General features: G+C 50.4%; 17 protein-coding genes. All 17 read right to left on the bottom strand.

Annotated features, from left to right (window positions below; all coding sequences use genetic code 11):
- Positions 1-22: 22 nt before the first annotated feature.
- The 17 genes from BMW41_RS02545 to BMW41_RS02465 all read right to left on the bottom strand — a co-directional run bounded on the left by BMW41_RS02545 (position 23) and on the right by BMW41_RS02465 (position 14,063).
- Positions 23-436 (bottom strand): late competence development ComFB family protein, encoded by a 414-nt coding sequence (locus tag BMW41_RS02545; protein ID WP_074648593.1) that lies wholly within the window; start codon positions 434-436, stop codon positions 23-25.
- Entirely contained in the window at positions 417-1,367 is a 951-nt protein-coding gene (locus BMW41_RS02540) for a chemotaxis protein (protein ID WP_074648591.1), read from the bottom strand. Before BMW41_RS02540 ends, BMW41_RS02545 begins: the two co-directional genes overlap by 20 nt.
- A 21-nt stretch (positions 1,368-1,388) precedes the next feature.
- The gene (locus BMW41_RS02535) at positions 1,389-1,871 is read right to left on the bottom strand and encodes a chemotaxis protein CheD (protein WP_031471666.1); all 483 of its coding nucleotides are present in this window, start codon (positions 1,869-1,871) and stop codon (positions 1,389-1,391) included.
- A gap of 3 nt (positions 1,872-1,874) precedes the next feature.
- Entirely contained in the window at positions 1,875-2,492 is a 618-nt protein-coding gene (locus BMW41_RS02530) for a chemotaxis protein CheC (RefSeq protein ID WP_031471665.1), read from the bottom strand.
- A gap of 72 nt (positions 2,493-2,564) precedes the next feature.
- Positions 2,565-3,416 (bottom strand): flagellar hook-basal body protein, encoded by an 852-nt coding sequence (locus BMW41_RS02525; protein ID WP_074648589.1) that lies wholly within the window; start codon positions 3,414-3,416, stop codon positions 2,565-2,567.
- A gap of 67 nt (positions 3,417-3,483) precedes the next feature.
- Entirely contained in the window at positions 3,484-4,341 is an 858-nt protein-coding gene (locus BMW41_RS02520; RefSeq protein WP_074648587.1) for a flagellar hook-basal body protein, read from the bottom strand.
- Between the two features lie 82 nt (positions 4,342-4,423).
- The gene (locus BMW41_RS02515; protein WP_074648585.1) at positions 4,424-5,179 is read right to left on the bottom strand and encodes a sigma-70 family RNA polymerase sigma factor; all 756 of its coding nucleotides are present in this window, start codon (positions 5,177-5,179) and stop codon (positions 4,424-4,426) included.
- Between the two features lie 18 nt (positions 5,180-5,197).
- Complete coding sequence (gene flhA, locus BMW41_RS02510) at positions 5,198-7,378, bottom strand: flagellar biosynthesis protein FlhA (RefSeq protein ID WP_074648583.1); 2,181 nt, start codon at positions 7,376-7,378, stop codon at positions 5,198-5,200.
- Positions 7,379-7,408: 30 nt separating this feature from the next.
- On the bottom strand, positions 7,409-8,479 hold the full coding sequence (flhB, locus tag BMW41_RS02505) for a flagellar biosynthesis protein FlhB (RefSeq protein WP_074648581.1): 1,071 nt from the start codon (positions 8,477-8,479) through the stop codon (positions 7,409-7,411).
- Between the two features lie 26 nt (positions 8,480-8,505).
- Complete coding sequence (locus BMW41_RS02500; RefSeq protein ID WP_074648579.1) at positions 8,506-9,255, bottom strand: flagellar biosynthetic protein FliR; 750 nt, start codon at positions 9,253-9,255, stop codon at positions 8,506-8,508.
- A gap of 4 nt (positions 9,256-9,259) precedes the next feature.
- Positions 9,260-9,523 carry a flagellar biosynthetic protein FliQ gene (locus BMW41_RS02495; protein ID WP_074648577.1) on the bottom strand — a complete coding sequence of 88 codons (264 nt, stop codon included), beginning with the start codon at positions 9,521-9,523 and terminating at the stop codon, positions 9,260-9,262.
- A 12-nt stretch (positions 9,524-9,535) separates the two neighbouring features.
- A complete protein-coding gene (fliP, locus tag BMW41_RS02490; RefSeq protein ID WP_074648575.1) occupies positions 9,536-10,192 on the bottom strand; it encodes a flagellar type III secretion system pore protein FliP in 657 nt (218 codons plus the stop codon).
- Positions 10,192-10,545 carry a flagellar biosynthetic protein FliO gene (gene fliO, locus BMW41_RS02485; protein WP_074648574.1) on the bottom strand — a complete coding sequence of 118 codons (354 nt, stop codon included), beginning with the start codon at positions 10,543-10,545 and terminating at the stop codon, positions 10,192-10,194. The genes fliP and fliO overlap by 1 nt, the downstream gene beginning before the upstream one ends.
- Positions 10,542-12,014 carry a flagellar motor switch protein FliN gene (gene fliN, locus BMW41_RS02480; RefSeq protein ID WP_074648572.1) on the bottom strand — a complete coding sequence of 491 codons (1,473 nt, stop codon included), beginning with the start codon at positions 12,012-12,014 and terminating at the stop codon, positions 10,542-10,544. The genes fliO and fliN overlap by 4 nt, the downstream gene beginning before the upstream one ends.
- A gap of 22 nt (positions 12,015-12,036) precedes the next feature.
- Positions 12,037-12,489, bottom strand: coding sequence for a flagellar basal body rod protein FlgC (gene flgC, locus BMW41_RS02475; protein WP_074648570.1), 453 nt, complete (start codon positions 12,487-12,489; stop codon positions 12,037-12,039).
- A gap of 32 nt (positions 12,490-12,521) precedes the next feature.
- On the bottom strand, positions 12,522-12,890 hold the full coding sequence (locus tag BMW41_RS02470; RefSeq protein ID WP_074648568.1) for a response regulator: 369 nt from the start codon (positions 12,888-12,890) through the stop codon (positions 12,522-12,524).
- 54 nt (positions 12,891-12,944) lie between these two features.
- On the bottom strand, positions 12,945-14,063 hold the full coding sequence (locus BMW41_RS02465) for a flagellar motor switch protein FliM (RefSeq protein WP_074648566.1): 1,119 nt from the start codon (positions 14,061-14,063) through the stop codon (positions 12,945-12,947).
- Between the last annotated feature and the right edge of the window lie 17 nt (positions 14,064-14,080).

Below are 14,080 nucleotides of genomic sequence, written 5' to 3'. Positions count from 1 at the left end.
TTTCGGTCTTAATTTATATTTGTTAATTTCTTTCCTGTCCGTGATGCGGATGTGCTTTTACTTCCTCCGCCGCCCGCATAATTGTGGAAATGATGTCCATACGATATTTTTCACGGTAAAAACTGATCGTCGGGCTGGTATCATTCTTGCGGATAACCACGTATTTGGACGGAAGCTTTGTCAGGGAGAGTGCCCTTACATCGGCCTGGCAGCGTTCACAGGTGCAGCAGTCCGTCTGTTCCATATATTTCAGAAGATCCTCACTGTCGAGAATATTCTGCATGACGTTGATGGTATGAAAAGCGTCATCTTCCGGCTTATTCTGGGAGAGTTCAGTCTCCAGACTGCCACGGATCTTTTCTGCCAAAACATTATTCTCGGAGTCTTCATTTACAACCTGAACGTTCGGGTTGCGATCAGTGTTTCTTGAAGTCATACTTCTTATCCTCTTCATACTTTGAAATCAGGGAATCCATGATATTTACCAGATGCCCGATCTCCGGCTTGGAAAGCTGTTCATCCGCTCCAAGCTCCTTACCTTTTGCACGCATCTGCTCATCAATCAGAGACGAGAAGATGACAACCGGAATATTTTTCAGATTCTTGTTGGTCTTGATCAGCTTTGTGAGACGGTGACCGTCCATCATCGGCATCTCAATATCGGTGATGATGATGCTGACCTTATCGTAGAGATCTTTGTCGTTGGCGATACCGCTCAGATAATCCCACGCTTCCTGACCGTTGTTGAACTTGGTGAGGTCGGTATATCCGGCTCTCTGAAGCGCCTCGGTGATCATATTCTGAAGAAGAATGGAATCCTCTGCCAGAACAACCGGAGAAGCGCTCAGCGGGCGATCTCCCATCTCCTCGATCTCCGACATCTGGATCGTGGTCTCCGGAGCGATCTCGGCTACGATCTTCTCGAAGTCAAGGATCGTTACGAGCTGACCTTCACACTGCGCGATACCGGTAGCAACCGAAGCATCGGCGGAACCGAGCGTGCGATCCGGCTTCTGAATCGCCTTCCAGGAAATTCTGCTGATACCTTCGATGGTATCCACGCGGAACGCAATCTGCATGTGATTGAAAGCGGTGACAATGAACAGGTCTCTCTCTCTGTGCTCGTGTGTCTCACCGTAGAGATACTGTGAAAGATTGATAACCGTGATCAGAGAACCTCTCGGTTTGAAGAAGCCCTCTACTGCCGGATGGGAATGCGGCATGGACTTAACTTTCTGCGCCATAAGGATCTCTTTTACCTTCGCAACGTTGATTCCGTAGAATTCTCCGTTGAGCTGGAATTTCATAATTTCAATCTCATTGGTTCCGGATTCAAGCAGAATTCCGTCTTTTTTCTCTGTGCTCATGTATGGTTCCTCCCGTGATTATTATAAGTGCTTTTCCGGATGTCCGAATGTATGGATCTTGACATCTCCGGTCTCAACATCCAGACTCATGGTTCTCGCATAGTTCAATCCGACATCTCTTGCTACGATGCGGAATCCTCCGCTCTGAAGGATCTGCTGCACTGCGGCGATGTTTCTTGCTCCGATCTCGCCGAAACTGCTGTTTCCGCTGATTTCAAACATCTTCGCTCCGCCGGCAATCTTGATGATCGCTCTGGAACGTACCAGTCCGAAGGCCTGAAGCTTGCGGACGGTTTCCGGAATCCCGGTGTCTGCATATTTAAAAATATTGGCATCATTTGGGTTCTGGCGCACCGGAAGCATGATATGCAGCAGCGCACCAAGCTTAATCGTCGGATCATAGAATGAGATTCCGATACAGGATCCAAGCGCATATGTGATGATTGTACCCGATCCTCTGGTCAGTTTCATGTCTCCGATTCCAACCTTGAGTTGTTTCTCCATCCGTTACACTCCCAGTTTCTCAAGTATATGGTTCAGAGACTCGATATCCGGAAGCATCAGCAGCCAGTCACTCAGCTTTTGTCCCTCCACAACGAAATCTGCGTTGCAGTACATCAGCTTATCAGTCTCATAGCCATATGCAGCGATCGGAACGGTAAGAATACCGCCCAGCATATTAATCGTGGAACTCGGAACAGACATCTTGATGTTCATGTCAATGAGTTCGGAGAAAGCATTGACGTAGGAACAGATGATAATATTGCCGATCTCCACCATCGCAGAGCGGTCCATATCATCAAATTCCAGGAAATTATCGTAGGTCTTTCCGAGAAGCTTGCCCAGAATGGTGTTCGCAAAATCCTTGTTGTACAGGAACAGCATCAGACCGTTCAGGTCACCGCTCATCTGAACCAGCGTTGCGCCGACGATCTCTTCCGCATCTCCGATTCGGCTCAGCGCTTCATTGTAATCCAGAATGCTGACCTGCGGAATGGCGATACGAACCTCTTTCATGAGCATCTGTGAAAGGGATGTGGCTGCATGGCTGGTGCCGATGCTTCCGATCTCCTTCATTACGTCGAGTTCCTGGAGATTCATATCTCCGTAGTCTTTAATACGCATCTTCTGTGTACTCTCTTCCTGTGTATAGTGCCAGATCAAAAACCTGCTCCATGCACAAAACCTGTTTTTTCATCAGTTGCGAAGCTGATTGATGGTTCCCTCAATCTCATCAGAGGTCGTAACCATTCGAAGTGCATATGCGAACGCCCTCTGACCTTCGATCACTCTCGTCATCTCCTGCGCCATATCGGTTCCGGAAGTCTCCAGATAACCCTGCTGAAGAATGGGCTCATTCAGAACAACCGGCGTATTCAGCGTATCGCCGTCCGCGATACGGTACTCATTCGCGCCCTCTAATAATAATCGGCTCGGATGCGGCAAAGTATAAACGGCTAAATGAGCTTTCTCCTCGTTGGAGTCTTCGTCCTCATCGGTGGTTTCTTCCTCTTCCTCCTCCACATCTTCCGATCCCATGGTCTTCAAGGAATCCCGGATCAGTTTTTCCATATCCGGAACATTTTCCGCTTCCACCGGTTTGCCGAACTGATCCAGAACGTATTTGCCTTCCTGTGTCACAAGAAAACATTTCGCGCCGGTCTCATCGTCGCCCTCCGGTGCCCGGTTTTCGGTCGAAATATGGAAATGACCGTCACGGGTATAGGTGATGTCGCCGGTTGCCGGATCCTGCAGCATAAAGAAGGCGTTGTCCTGCCCGATGGCAAAATCCGTCTGGCTGCCGGTCGCCGCAAATCCGGAGGTGCTGAAATTCACGGGTGTTCTCGCAACCCGCGCACCGGCTCCGGCCTGAAGATTCGTCGTCGCCTCCCGGGAGTCATTCAGATTGTAGTTGATGAGCTCCATAAAAGAAGCTTCCTGGGCTTTAAAGCCGTTGGTATTCACATTCGCAAGGTTGTTGGAAGCAACGGAAAGCTTTTTGTTTGCAGCATTTGCACCGACAGCTCCGGTCCAGAAGGAAGTATTCATAAATCCTGCTCCTTATCATCCGGAATCTCCGCCTCCTGCCGGAAACGGAGATTCATTCTTCATTATCTTACAGTCTTCCGACATCCGTGGATGACTTGCCCATCACCTGATCATACATTCTCAGCATCTGGGCCGCACTCTGAAGCGCTCTCTGCGAACTCATCAGCGTGGTCATCTCCTGAACCATATCGACATTGGATTTCTCCAGATGTTTCCAGATAAGCGTGGAATCATCCTGCCCGTTGACGATGGTTCCCTGATTCGGCGAAGTATAGAGCCCGTTGTCCTCACGGTGAAGCGTGCTCACATCCTCAAAGCGGGTCAATGCAATCTGTCCGTACCTCTCCGGCGGCGGAAGAATGATATTGCCATTCTCATCGGTCTCGTATTCTGTCTCTTCTTCCTCGCCATCCTCGGATTTCTTCACCGGATCCGGCTTCGGAGCGAAGATGTTTCCGGCAGAATCCACGGAGAACCGCTCATCCTTGATGAGAATCGGCTGCCCGTCCGTTCCGAGAACACGTCCTTCTCCGCTTGTCCCGGAAATACTGAGATACCCTTCATCGTCGATCATAAACGAACCGTTTCTGGTGTACTGAACACCGCCCGGCGTCTGAACGGAGAAGAATCCCTCTCCCATGATCGCAAAATCCAGATTGCTTCCGGTATCTTCCATGGAACCCTGTTCGTAGTCCGTAATGGTCTCGGTCTGGGTACGGATCTTACTGGTGATGCCCATGTCCTGAGGATTTCCCTTGCTGACTCTTCCGGTACGGAGAAGCATCTCCTCCTGGAATGTGCTGGTCACCATTGTATCGCTCTTATATCCGGCCGTCTGCGTGTTGGACATATTGTTGCTGACCACATTCAGATTTCTCTGCTGTGTGAGCATGCCGCTCGTCAGATTGTAAAAACCCTGATACATTCTAAATCCTCCAAGGCATCCCTGATTAACCTGTTCGTTACTTATTCGGCGCAAAATCAGTATTTATAACGATTTTCACCTTTCATGCAAGTTTCTGCATATAGTTCTTGAGTTTTTTGATCGCGGATGAGTGGAGCTGCGATACTCTCGGCTGACTGATCTCCATCACTTCGGCAATCTGATTCATGTTCAGTTCCTCCACGTAGTACAGAGAAACCACCATCTTCTCTTTGTCCTTCAGGGACTCGATCGCAGCGGTGAGTTCACTGACTGTCTCGCCGTGGAAGAAGGACTCCTCCGGCATGGTATCGCGGTCTTTGGTCGGTACCTGGAATACGGACTCGTCGTCCTCGTCAAATGTCATGTCCAGGGAGAGCACATTGGTACAGTTCTGCACTCTCTGGATCAGCTGGATCCGCTTAACATCCATGTTCAGCCGTTCTGCCAGCTCTTCATCGGACGGAACTCTTCCGAGATCACGCATCATTTCCTCTCTCGCGTCCTCAATGCTGCGGCGTTCCTTGTGGAAGTTGCGCGGCATCCAGTCGCTGCGGCGGATCATATCGATGACCATGCCGCGGATACGTCTCGAGATAAAGGTCTCGAATTTGTTATCCTTGTCGGGATCATAGCGGTCAATCGCCTTCATGATCTCGATTACGCCCTCGTTGATGATGTCTTCCGCCTGCATGGAACCGCTGTACATATCCCTTGTTCTGTACGCAACGGTTCTCACAATGTACACATATCGCAGTGTCAGTGCCTGCCGGATCGCCTGGTCTCCGGTTTCATGATATGCCTTGAAAAGCTCTTCGTTTGTCATCTCTTCAATGTTCATAAAACACCCCCTAATCAGTTACCCCTGTTCCAGTTTCAGACTCCCTATGGCCTGAATCTGCACATTGCTTGCCACCTCATTGAATGAAAGCACTCGAACGTTCGGATAGAACTGTTCGATCAGATGATAGAAATGTGCTCTCATTACTTCTGAAGTCAGAATGACCGGCGTCTGAGACAGATCGGTAAACTTTCTGACCTGCTCGGATACCTGCCGGACAAGACTTTGCAGAACATCCGGACTAAGCGCAAGATAATATCCGTTTTCCCCCTTCGAAAGCGAACTTACCATACTGCGTTCCAGTTCGGCGTCCAGCGTAACCACACGCATATTGCCATCCTCACAATACATTCGCGTGATGGTTCTCTTGAGGCTGACTCTGACCTGCTCAACGAGCTGGTCTATATCCTTTACCGGAAGACCGGTGTCCATAATGTAATCGGCCATGGTCTCGGTAATGGTTTCAAGATCTTTGATCGACACGCCTTCCTTCAGCAGCATGGTCAGTACCTTCTGCATCAGGTTGTAGCTGATCAGAGACGGGAACGCCTCCTCCACCAGCTCCGGTGCGGTCTTTTTGAGGTTCTCCACCAGTCGGAATACCTCCTGTCGGCTGATCAGCTCAAACGCATGCTGCTTGATCACCTCGGTGAGGTGGCTGACCATAACCGAAAGCGGATCGATAACTGTGTAACCGTAAAGCTCGGCTCTCTCTCTCTGCTCCGGGCGGATCCATTTGCTCGGGATTCCGTAGGCCGGCTCAATCGTATCGATACCGTCAATTTCTTTATCCGGATTTTCCGGCTGCAGAGCCAGGAAGTAATCGGTGAGAATCTCACCTCTGGCGACCTCCTCGCCCTTGACTTTAATCACATATTCATTCGTCCCCAGCGTTGCGCTGTCGCGAAGCCGGATGGACGGAATGACCAGTCCCATCTCCTGAGCATATTTTCTTCGGAAAATGATGATTCGGCTGATCAGCCGTCCGCCGGAGGATTCATCCGCCAACGGGATCAGACTGTATCCGAAATCCATTTCAACCGGTTCAACCTGCAACAGGCCGTAGACATTGTTGATATCTTTGAAGAAGTCCGTCTCGGACACCGGTTCGGGGGCTCTTGCCTCCTGCGGTGCCTCTGCCTGTCCGGTACCGGCACCTCCGGCCGCCCCGGCATCGGCTTCCGCTCCCCCGATGGCCCCCTGGGTCGCCGCCGCATACGCCGCGGCGCGGACCACTTCCGGTTCCCTCTCGATCCGCTTCGCCATGTACCATCCAGCAGCGGCAAAACCTCCGCCGACGATCAGAATCTGGATCACCGGCATTCCCGGAATAACCACCAGTGTACAGATGATCAGACCGGCGATGGTAAATGCCTTCGGCTGATCCAGGAACTCCTTCGAGATATCCTCGTTCAGGGATCCCTCCGCTACCGCACGGGTAACGATCATACCGGTCGCCGTGGAGATCAGAAGGGACGGAATCTGTCCGACCAGACCGTCACCGACGGTTGCGATGGTATAAGTGTTGAGGACAGTGGAAATATCTTGTCCGCCCTGTACCATACCGATGATGGATCCGCCGATCAGGTTGATGGCGGTGGTGATGAGCGACATGATACCGTCACCTTTAACGATCTTCGTCGCACCATCCATGGATCCGTAGAAATCGGATTCTCTCTGTACTTTGCTTCGGCGTTTGGCCGCCTCTCTCTCGTCGATCAGTCCGGCGTTCAGGTCGGAGTCGATCGCCATCTGTTTGCCCGGCATCGCGTCGAGGCTGAATCTTGCGGATACCTCGGCAACTCGTTCCGCACCCTTCGTGATAACGGTGAAGTTCATGAGAACGATAACAAGGTAAATTACCAGACCTACGACAACATTTCCCTGCAGTACGAAATCACCGAATGAAGCGATGACCTGACCGGAGGAACCGCCCCTTGAAAGAATGTTTCTGGTTGTCGAAACGTTGATTCCGAGTCGGTACAGTGTAGTGATCAGGAGCAGTGACGGATAGATGGAAAATTCCAGCGGATCATGAATCGTCATGGTGATGACCAGAATCATCATGGATACCGCCATATTCAGGATGATCGCTGCGTCCGCCAGAGCCGGCGGGAGCGGGATGATCAGCAGGAGAATGATGACCAGCGCCATAACGACGATGGAATTCTCTGCGATGATCTTGGTCCATTTTTTCATACTACGTTCCTGATTTCCTTTCTGTCATACTTACCGGAGAAGCTCCTCTTTGTGCTCCTGTCTGTAGATGTAAACGAGAAGCTCTGCGACAACGCCGTAATATTCAGACGGAATCATCTGACCTACCTCGCATGCGCTGTAAATACTTCTGGCAAGCGGTTTATTCTCAACCCACGGGACGTGATTCTCCTCCGCAACCTCAATGATCCGGAGGGCGATATGATCCAGTCCCTTCGCCACAACAAACGGTGCTGCATGCTGCTTCGGATCGTATTTCAGCGCCACAGCGACGTGGGTCGGGTTTCTGACAACGACGTCCGCCGTCGGAACATCCTGCATCATACGCTGGTTCGACATCTGGCGGTGCGCCTGTTTCATTTTGTTCTTGACCTCCGGATTACCTTCGGTCATCTTGTATTCATCCTTCACTTCCTGCTTCGTCATCATGAGATCTTTGTTGTACTGCCATCGCTGATACATGAAGTCGAAAAACGCGATTGCCGCAAACGCCATGGCTACCCGGATCACCAGATCCCAAAGCATTCCCATCAGCGTCACAACCGAACTCATGATGCTCATATGAAGCATCCGCGAAATCGGAAGAATATCGTCTTTGATGATGGTATACAGGAATACGATGAGGAACATGATCTTGATCAGGTTCTTCAGGAATTCCACAAAACTGCGGAGAGAAAACATCCTCTTCACGCCGCTGATCGGATTCATCTTTCCGAAATTCGGCTTAACGGCCTTAAACGCGACATTGAATCGTGTCTGAGCACCGTGGGCAATGATGCCGAGCACCATCGCTGCGAGAAGCCCCGGTGCGGAACAGCTCACCGCAATGACGATAAACTGATAAAACAAAGGACCGCTGACCGCATCCGTTCCGGCGTTCCCGATCTGATCGAGAATGTACCGGAGAAACACGGTGCAGTTGCTCCAGATATACGGAGCTGACACCCTTATCACGGTGAACACTCCGAGAAGAACAAGCAGCGTCGCCGCATCCCTACTCTGAAGAACATTACCCTCTTTCCGGGCATCCTGGATCTTCTTTTGGGTAGGTTGTTCCGTTTTTTCTTCTCCGTCTCCTCCCATAACCTATCCTTTCCCGGGGCGGGCGATCAAAGCATCGCTGCAATTTTTTCCAGATTATCGATCATCTGCTTCATGATCTGAACCAGCATGTCGGACATCGGGTTGTACAGAAAAACCAGCATGGCTAATCCAACAATGATCTTCATCTGAAAGTTGATGCTGAACATATTGATCTGCGGAATGACTCTCATCAGGATTCCGAGTGCCACCTCCGTCAGAAGCTCAATCGCAATGATGGGAAATGCGAACTGAAGCCCCATGATAATACAATCGCTGAACGTCTTCAGGAGAAAGTTGATCAGTTTTCCGGAGATTTCCGGCGTTCCAAACGGAATCGTCTCCGCGGTGCGAAACAGAATCTCAAAAAACTTCAGATGCGCATCAGATGTAAAAAAGAGCAACATCATAAATGCAACATACAGAGAGGCGGTCAGCGAAGACTGAGAATTCGTCTGCGGATCGTAGATCTGCGCCATATTCAGACCCATGGAAAAATCCATGATCGATGTGGCAAAACGCACGATCATAAACGAAAGTTCCATCCCGAATCCAAGGGCAAATCCGACAATCATCTCGCGGATCATCAGGATTCCGGCATCCACAAGACTGGTGACCTCATACTCTGTCGGTCCGCCGATCCAGGTATACATCATGATGCTCAGCATCAGAATGAACATCCCCTTCATCAACGACGGCATCTCGCTTCTGGCCCACAGAGAATTGAATGCCAGCGCTCCGCTCATTCTCATGACAATCAGCAAAAAGAGCAGAAGCATCGTATCACCCCGTCGCGATCATTGAGAATACCATGGTGGCAAAATCCTGCATTTTGGCAAGAATCGTACTGCCCAGAACAGCAAGGATCAGACCGATCGCGATCAGTTTCGGCACAAAGGTCAGTGTCTGCTCGTTAATCTGCGTCGCTGCGGAAAAAAGTGCGATGATGATTCCCACGATCAGACTGACCAGAAGAAGCGGAAGCGCGATCTCCGCCGCCAGACGAAAGGTCTGGTACATGATATCCAATGCATCCCCACTACTCATAGCTTTGTCCTCCTATCGGAAACTTTGGACGATGTTGGTAAACAGAAGTTCCCATCCGTTCATCGTAATAAACAGCAGAAGTTTGAACGGCATCGATACCATCGTCGGCGGCAGCATTACCATACCCATCGCCATCAGCGTTGTGGACACGACGATGTCAATCAGAAGAAATGGGAGATAAAGCAAGAAACCTGCCATAAACCCCCGTTTCAGTTCGGAAGTCATAAAGGCAGGTGTTACCACCGTCAGAGGATAATCCGTAACGTTCTCCTGATGATCGATTCCGGCCATATCAACGAAACGCTCCAGTGTTGCGCGCTCCGTGTTCCTGAGCATGAATTCTTTCATCGGAACAGCCATTCGGCTGATAGCCTCATCCTGCGTGATCTCCCTGGCCTTGTAGGGCTGGTAGGCAGTTTCGTTGATTTCCTTGATAGTGGGGGACATTATAAACAACGTCAAAAAGAGTGCAATTCCTGCAAGCACCATATTCGGAGGTGTCTGCTGCACTCCCATCGCGTTTCTTGTAAATGAAAGGATGATGATCGTTCTGGTATAAGACGTCATCATAATGACGATCGATGGCAGTAACGCTACCAGTGTAATCGTATAGACAAGTTCAAGGGACGGTACATTACCGCCGTTTAACTCTGTCAGTAAACTCCCCATTATTTACTGTGGTCCTTTCCCTTTTCGAGCTGATCGCGATATCGTTTGATATACTGCGCAAAGCTCTCCGAGCCGGAAGTCCCTACTCTGTCCTGCTCTTCAAACTCGCCCTCAAGCTCCGTCAGCATCTGGATGCCGCCCGGTGCCGAACCGATCAGATAGTATTTTTCTTTAATCTTAATGATCAGCAGCGACCGGTCCTGACCGATCGCAAACTGATCAATAATTCTCATATGGCCGTTTCCGATACTCCTCATGTAGTTTTTCCCGAGGAATCTGCTGGCAAAATATGCCATCAGCAGAATCAGGATCAACACCAGAATTCCGGAAACGATCGATATTAAATCATTCATCCGAGAATCTCTGCATTGATATCTTTCCGGAGGATCTCCGTGATACGGATACCGAAGTTATCTTCCACAACTACGATGTCTCCGTGGGCGATGCACTCGCCGTTTACATAGAGATCCGCCTGCTCACCGGCCATCTTGTCAAGGACAACCAGCGAACCCTGCGTATACTCGAGGATATCGCTTACCAGCTTGCGTGTTCTGCCGATTTCAACCGAAATCTCCAGCGGAACTTTCATCAGCATCTGGCGGTTTGCCTCTATCTCTCCGGAATTCGCCGGAATATCATTGTACTGCTGCGGATTCATCGGAGTGACGAGCATACTGTCACGCTGCGGCGCCGGTCTTTCCGCATCTCTGCGGCGGTCTTCCTGCATCTGTTTCATCAGCTCGATCATCTGCGTCTGAGACTGCTGCATCTGATTCAGAATCTGCAGTGTCATCGGATCCGGTCCTGCCGCATAAACCGGTTGCTGCGGCATTACTGCCGCCGCCGGAGCCTGCGGGATCGGAGCCGGTGCCGGACTTGGCGGCGGTGCTGTTTCCGCTACCGTCGGAACCGGAGCCGGGCTTGGTGCCGGTGCTGCTTCCGCTGCCGGTGCCGGACTCGGTGCCGGAGCAGGTTCCGCTGCCACACCCGGATCGGCAGCTGTACCGGCGAGAAGACTCTTTAAAAGTTCATCTGCCGCTGCCTGATCAAGCTTTCCGGAGCCTTCGGAAACTCCTGCCGGAGCAGGCTCCGCTGCCGGTGCCGGACTCGGTGCCGGTGCTGCTTCCGCTGCCGGTGCTTCTGCCGCCGGTGCCGCGGGCTCCGGAGCCGGGGCCGCGCTTTCCGGAGCAGCCTCTTCGGATTCCGCGGTTTCTCCGAGATCCAGTCCATACTGCTCGGCGAACGGCTTTAACAGCTTCTTCACGAGCGATGTGGACATCAGGTTGATGAACTGGCTCTGCAGTTTTTCTTCAATTTCAAGGTCAAAGCGTACAACGACCTGTTCCTCTTCTCCCGGAAAATATCTCTCCTTGAATTCCTTCTCATTCGGAACTTCGAAGGATCTCGGTGTAGAGATATCAACCGTTTTTCCAAGGAACTCGGACATCGCTGTCGCGGAGGAACCCATCATCTGGTTCATGACTTCGCGGATGGCAGACTCGTTCATCTCATCCATCTCGAACTCATCTTCCGGAATCTCCATGCCCATCATCATCCCTACAATAATGCGGACATCATTCCGGCTGAACATCATGACGTTGTTTCCGTCCAGACCTACGGTATACGAGATCTCAACGCCGACAGCCGGTTCAAGTTCTCTGAACTCAAACTGCTGGGCGTTCTGAATCTTGACAATCGGTGTCGTAATATTAACCTTTGCCCCAAGCATGGTGGACAAGGCGGTCGCCGACGCGCCCAGGCTGATATTCATGATCTCGCCGATCGCGTCGATTTCCATTGGATTAAAATTCGCTGATGCCATCTGTTACTCCCCTTATACGTGATTATTTCCCGATTTCCAGCGCCTTCTGAGCCATCGCTTTCATAGCATTGAGAGCAGTGACATTAGCCTCATAAGATCTGGTGGCGGACATACTGTCCACCGTCTCTTTCAGGACATCGACGTTTGGCATTTCCACATATCCGTCTGCATCTGCATCCGGATGGGACGGATTGTATACTCGCTTCAGCTCGCGGTCGTCTTCGATGATATTCGAAACACGAACCCCCGGCGTACGCTTGGCTACATATCCATTGCCTTTTGCAGCATTTTTCAGGGCATCTTTGAAACTGTTGTCTCCATAACTCTGGAATACTACATCTTTGCGGCGGTATGCACCGCCGGCCTCGGTACGAGTGGTATCGACATTGGCGATATTCTCCGCAGCGATATCCATACGAAGACGCTGGGCACTCATACCCGATGCACTAATATCAAACGAACCTAAAAAAGACATCCCCATTCTCCTTTTTGAGTCCTAATTAATGATTACATTCCCAGAATTGTTTTTACGGTCTGAGTAATTCTCTCCGCATTGAACGGCTTTACAACGAAATCTTTTGCACCGGATTTGATTGCATCGACAACCATGGACTCCTGTCCCATCGCGGTACACATAACAACCTTTGCGTCCGGATGAGCCTCACGGATCTTCTTCAGTGCCTGAAGTCCGTCCATGTTCGGCATGGTGATGTCCATGATTACCAGATCCGGATTCTCCTCGTCATACTTACGTACAGCTTCCGCTCCGTCCTGTGCCTCTACATATTCACAGTCCGCGAAACCACCTTTGGTGAGAGAGTTCTTCACCATCATGCGCATGAATGCAGCGTCGTCAACAAGCATAATCTTAGCCATAATAATCTCCTCAATTGTTTGATAGTTATTTTCTCTGACGGGTTACGTCAGAAATCATCCTTCTGTGTCTGCTGTGCTTTCCGCGATCTCCGGTGACTCTTCGACAGCCTTGATCACTTCAGCGATGGTTCCCTCTTCCTCCTCGGTTTCCTCATCATCAAGCTTCTGATCGGTGATCAGGTCCGTGATGGAGACGGAAATGTTCTTTTTATAGACACCCATCGTTCCGTGGAACCATGGCTGTCTTCCGACAAACAGACGAACCGTACTGTCTTTCGGTTTATTCATATCGATCACATCACCAACCTGAAGGTGATAGAGATCGGATATGTCGAGTTTCACAACACCAAGTTGCGCCGTCATCGGGAAGGTGCTTCCCTTCAGGTGTTCCATAATGGTATCGGTGTTGTTCTCGTACGCAAAACCTCGTGCAAGATGTTTGCGGTTATCAATCACGCGGAAGATATGCTCGAGCAGCGTACCCGGAATACAGATCCGGATCTTTTCTGCTGCGAGACCGGAAACATCGACGTTCAGAACAATCATAACGACCGTCTCGTCGAGTCCGACTTCCTGCTGCATGGACGGGTTCTCTTCCACACGCTGCATCCGGAAATCGACATTGATGTAATTCGAAAATCCGTCATTCATCGCGTGGATGATGTATTCCAGCGCTCTCTTATAGAGCGCCATCTCAACATCGGTATAGCGGTAATCGTCATCAACCTGAATGATCTGATCTCCGCCGCCCAACATGTGATTGATCAGAATGATGATCAGTCCCGGAGTTATATAGAACATCATTGGAATGTTGTTTTTTCCCATCTCCGGGACATATGTGTCTACAATTGTCATACAGTCATTCTCATGGAAGCTGTTGACATATTCATAATATCGGGTCTCTCTGAGCTCAATAACCGTAATATCGGTCATCACGCGGAACAATCCGTTTACCTGAGAGGTCAGGATTCGCGCATAGTTCTCAAAGATACTCCGCAGAAGCTTAATCTTCTCTTTTGTGAATTTACGAGGACTGTAGAAATCGTATTTATTCAGCTCTTCCTTTTTCTCGGCTGGTTTTGCCTCTTCAGGAGCGCTTTTTTCCTCCGGCGCTGCGCCGGCCATCGATTTCAGCAGTTCGTCAATCTGGCTCTGCGACAGTACATCTGCCATTTGCTAAACACCCCACT

It is taken from the genome of [Clostridium] aminophilum (assembly GCF_900101295.1).
Taxonomy (GTDB): domain Bacteria; phylum Bacillota; class Clostridia; order Lachnospirales; family Lachnospiraceae; genus Clostridium_R; species Clostridium_R aminophilum_A.
Note: the sequence above shows the minus strand (reverse complement) of the source record. Positions and strands in the feature narration are given on the sequence as shown.

Excerpts from the sequence above, each read along its gene's own strand:
- BMW41_RS02545 (WP_074648593.1), bottom strand. The coding sequence starts at position 436 with ATGACTTCAAGAAACACTGATCGCAACCCGAACGTTCAGGTTGTAAAT.
- BMW41_RS02540 (WP_074648591.1), bottom strand. The coding sequence starts at position 1,367 with ATGAGCACAGAGAAAAAAGACGGAATTCTGCTTGAATCCGGAACCAAT.
- BMW41_RS02535 (WP_031471666.1), bottom strand. The coding sequence starts at position 1,871 with ATGGAGAAACAACTCAAGGTTGGAATCGGAGACATGAAACTGACCAGA.
- BMW41_RS02530 (WP_031471665.1), bottom strand. The coding sequence starts at position 2,492 with ATGCGTATTAAAGACTACGGAGATATGAATCTCCAGGAACTCGACGTA.
- BMW41_RS02525 (WP_074648589.1), bottom strand. The coding sequence starts at position 3,416 with ATGAATACTTCCTTCTGGACCGGAGCTGTCGGTGCAAATGCTGCAAAC.
- BMW41_RS02520 (WP_074648587.1), bottom strand. The coding sequence starts at position 4,341 with ATGTATCAGGGTTTTTACAATCTGACGAGCGGCATGCTCACACAGCAG.
- BMW41_RS02515 (WP_074648585.1), bottom strand. The coding sequence starts at position 5,179 with ATGAACATTGAAGAGATGACAAACGAAGAGCTTTTCAAGGCATATCAT.
- flhA (WP_074648583.1), bottom strand. The coding sequence starts at position 7,378 with ATGAAAAAATGGACCAAGATCATCGCAGAGAATTCCATCGTCGTTATG.
- flhB (WP_074648581.1), bottom strand. The coding sequence starts at position 8,479 with ATGGGAGGAGACGGAGAAGAAAAAACGGAACAACCTACCCAAAAGAAG.
- BMW41_RS02500 (WP_074648579.1), bottom strand. The coding sequence starts at position 9,255 with ATGCTTCTGCTCTTTTTGCTGATTGTCATGAGAATGAGCGGAGCGCTG.
- BMW41_RS02495 (WP_074648577.1), bottom strand. The coding sequence starts at position 9,523 with ATGAGTAGTGGGGATGCATTGGATATCATGTACCAGACCTTTCGTCTG.
- fliP (WP_074648575.1), bottom strand. The coding sequence starts at position 10,192 with ATGGGGAGTTTACTGACAGAGTTAAACGGCGGTAATGTACCGTCCCTT.
- fliO (WP_074648574.1), bottom strand. The coding sequence starts at position 10,545 with ATGAATGATTTAATATCGATCGTTTCCGGAATTCTGGTGTTGATCCTG.
- fliN (WP_074648572.1), bottom strand. The coding sequence starts at position 12,014 with ATGGCATCAGCGAATTTTAATCCAATGGAAATCGACGCGATCGGCGAG.
- flgC (WP_074648570.1), bottom strand. The coding sequence starts at position 12,489 with ATGTCTTTTTTAGGTTCGTTTGATATTAGTGCATCGGGTATGAGTGCC.
- BMW41_RS02470 (WP_074648568.1), bottom strand. The coding sequence starts at position 12,890 with ATGGCTAAGATTATGCTTGTTGACGACGCTGCATTCATGCGCATGATG.
- BMW41_RS02465 (WP_074648566.1), bottom strand. The coding sequence starts at position 14,063 with ATGGCAGATGTACTGTCGCAGAGCCAGATTGACGAACTGCTGAAATCG.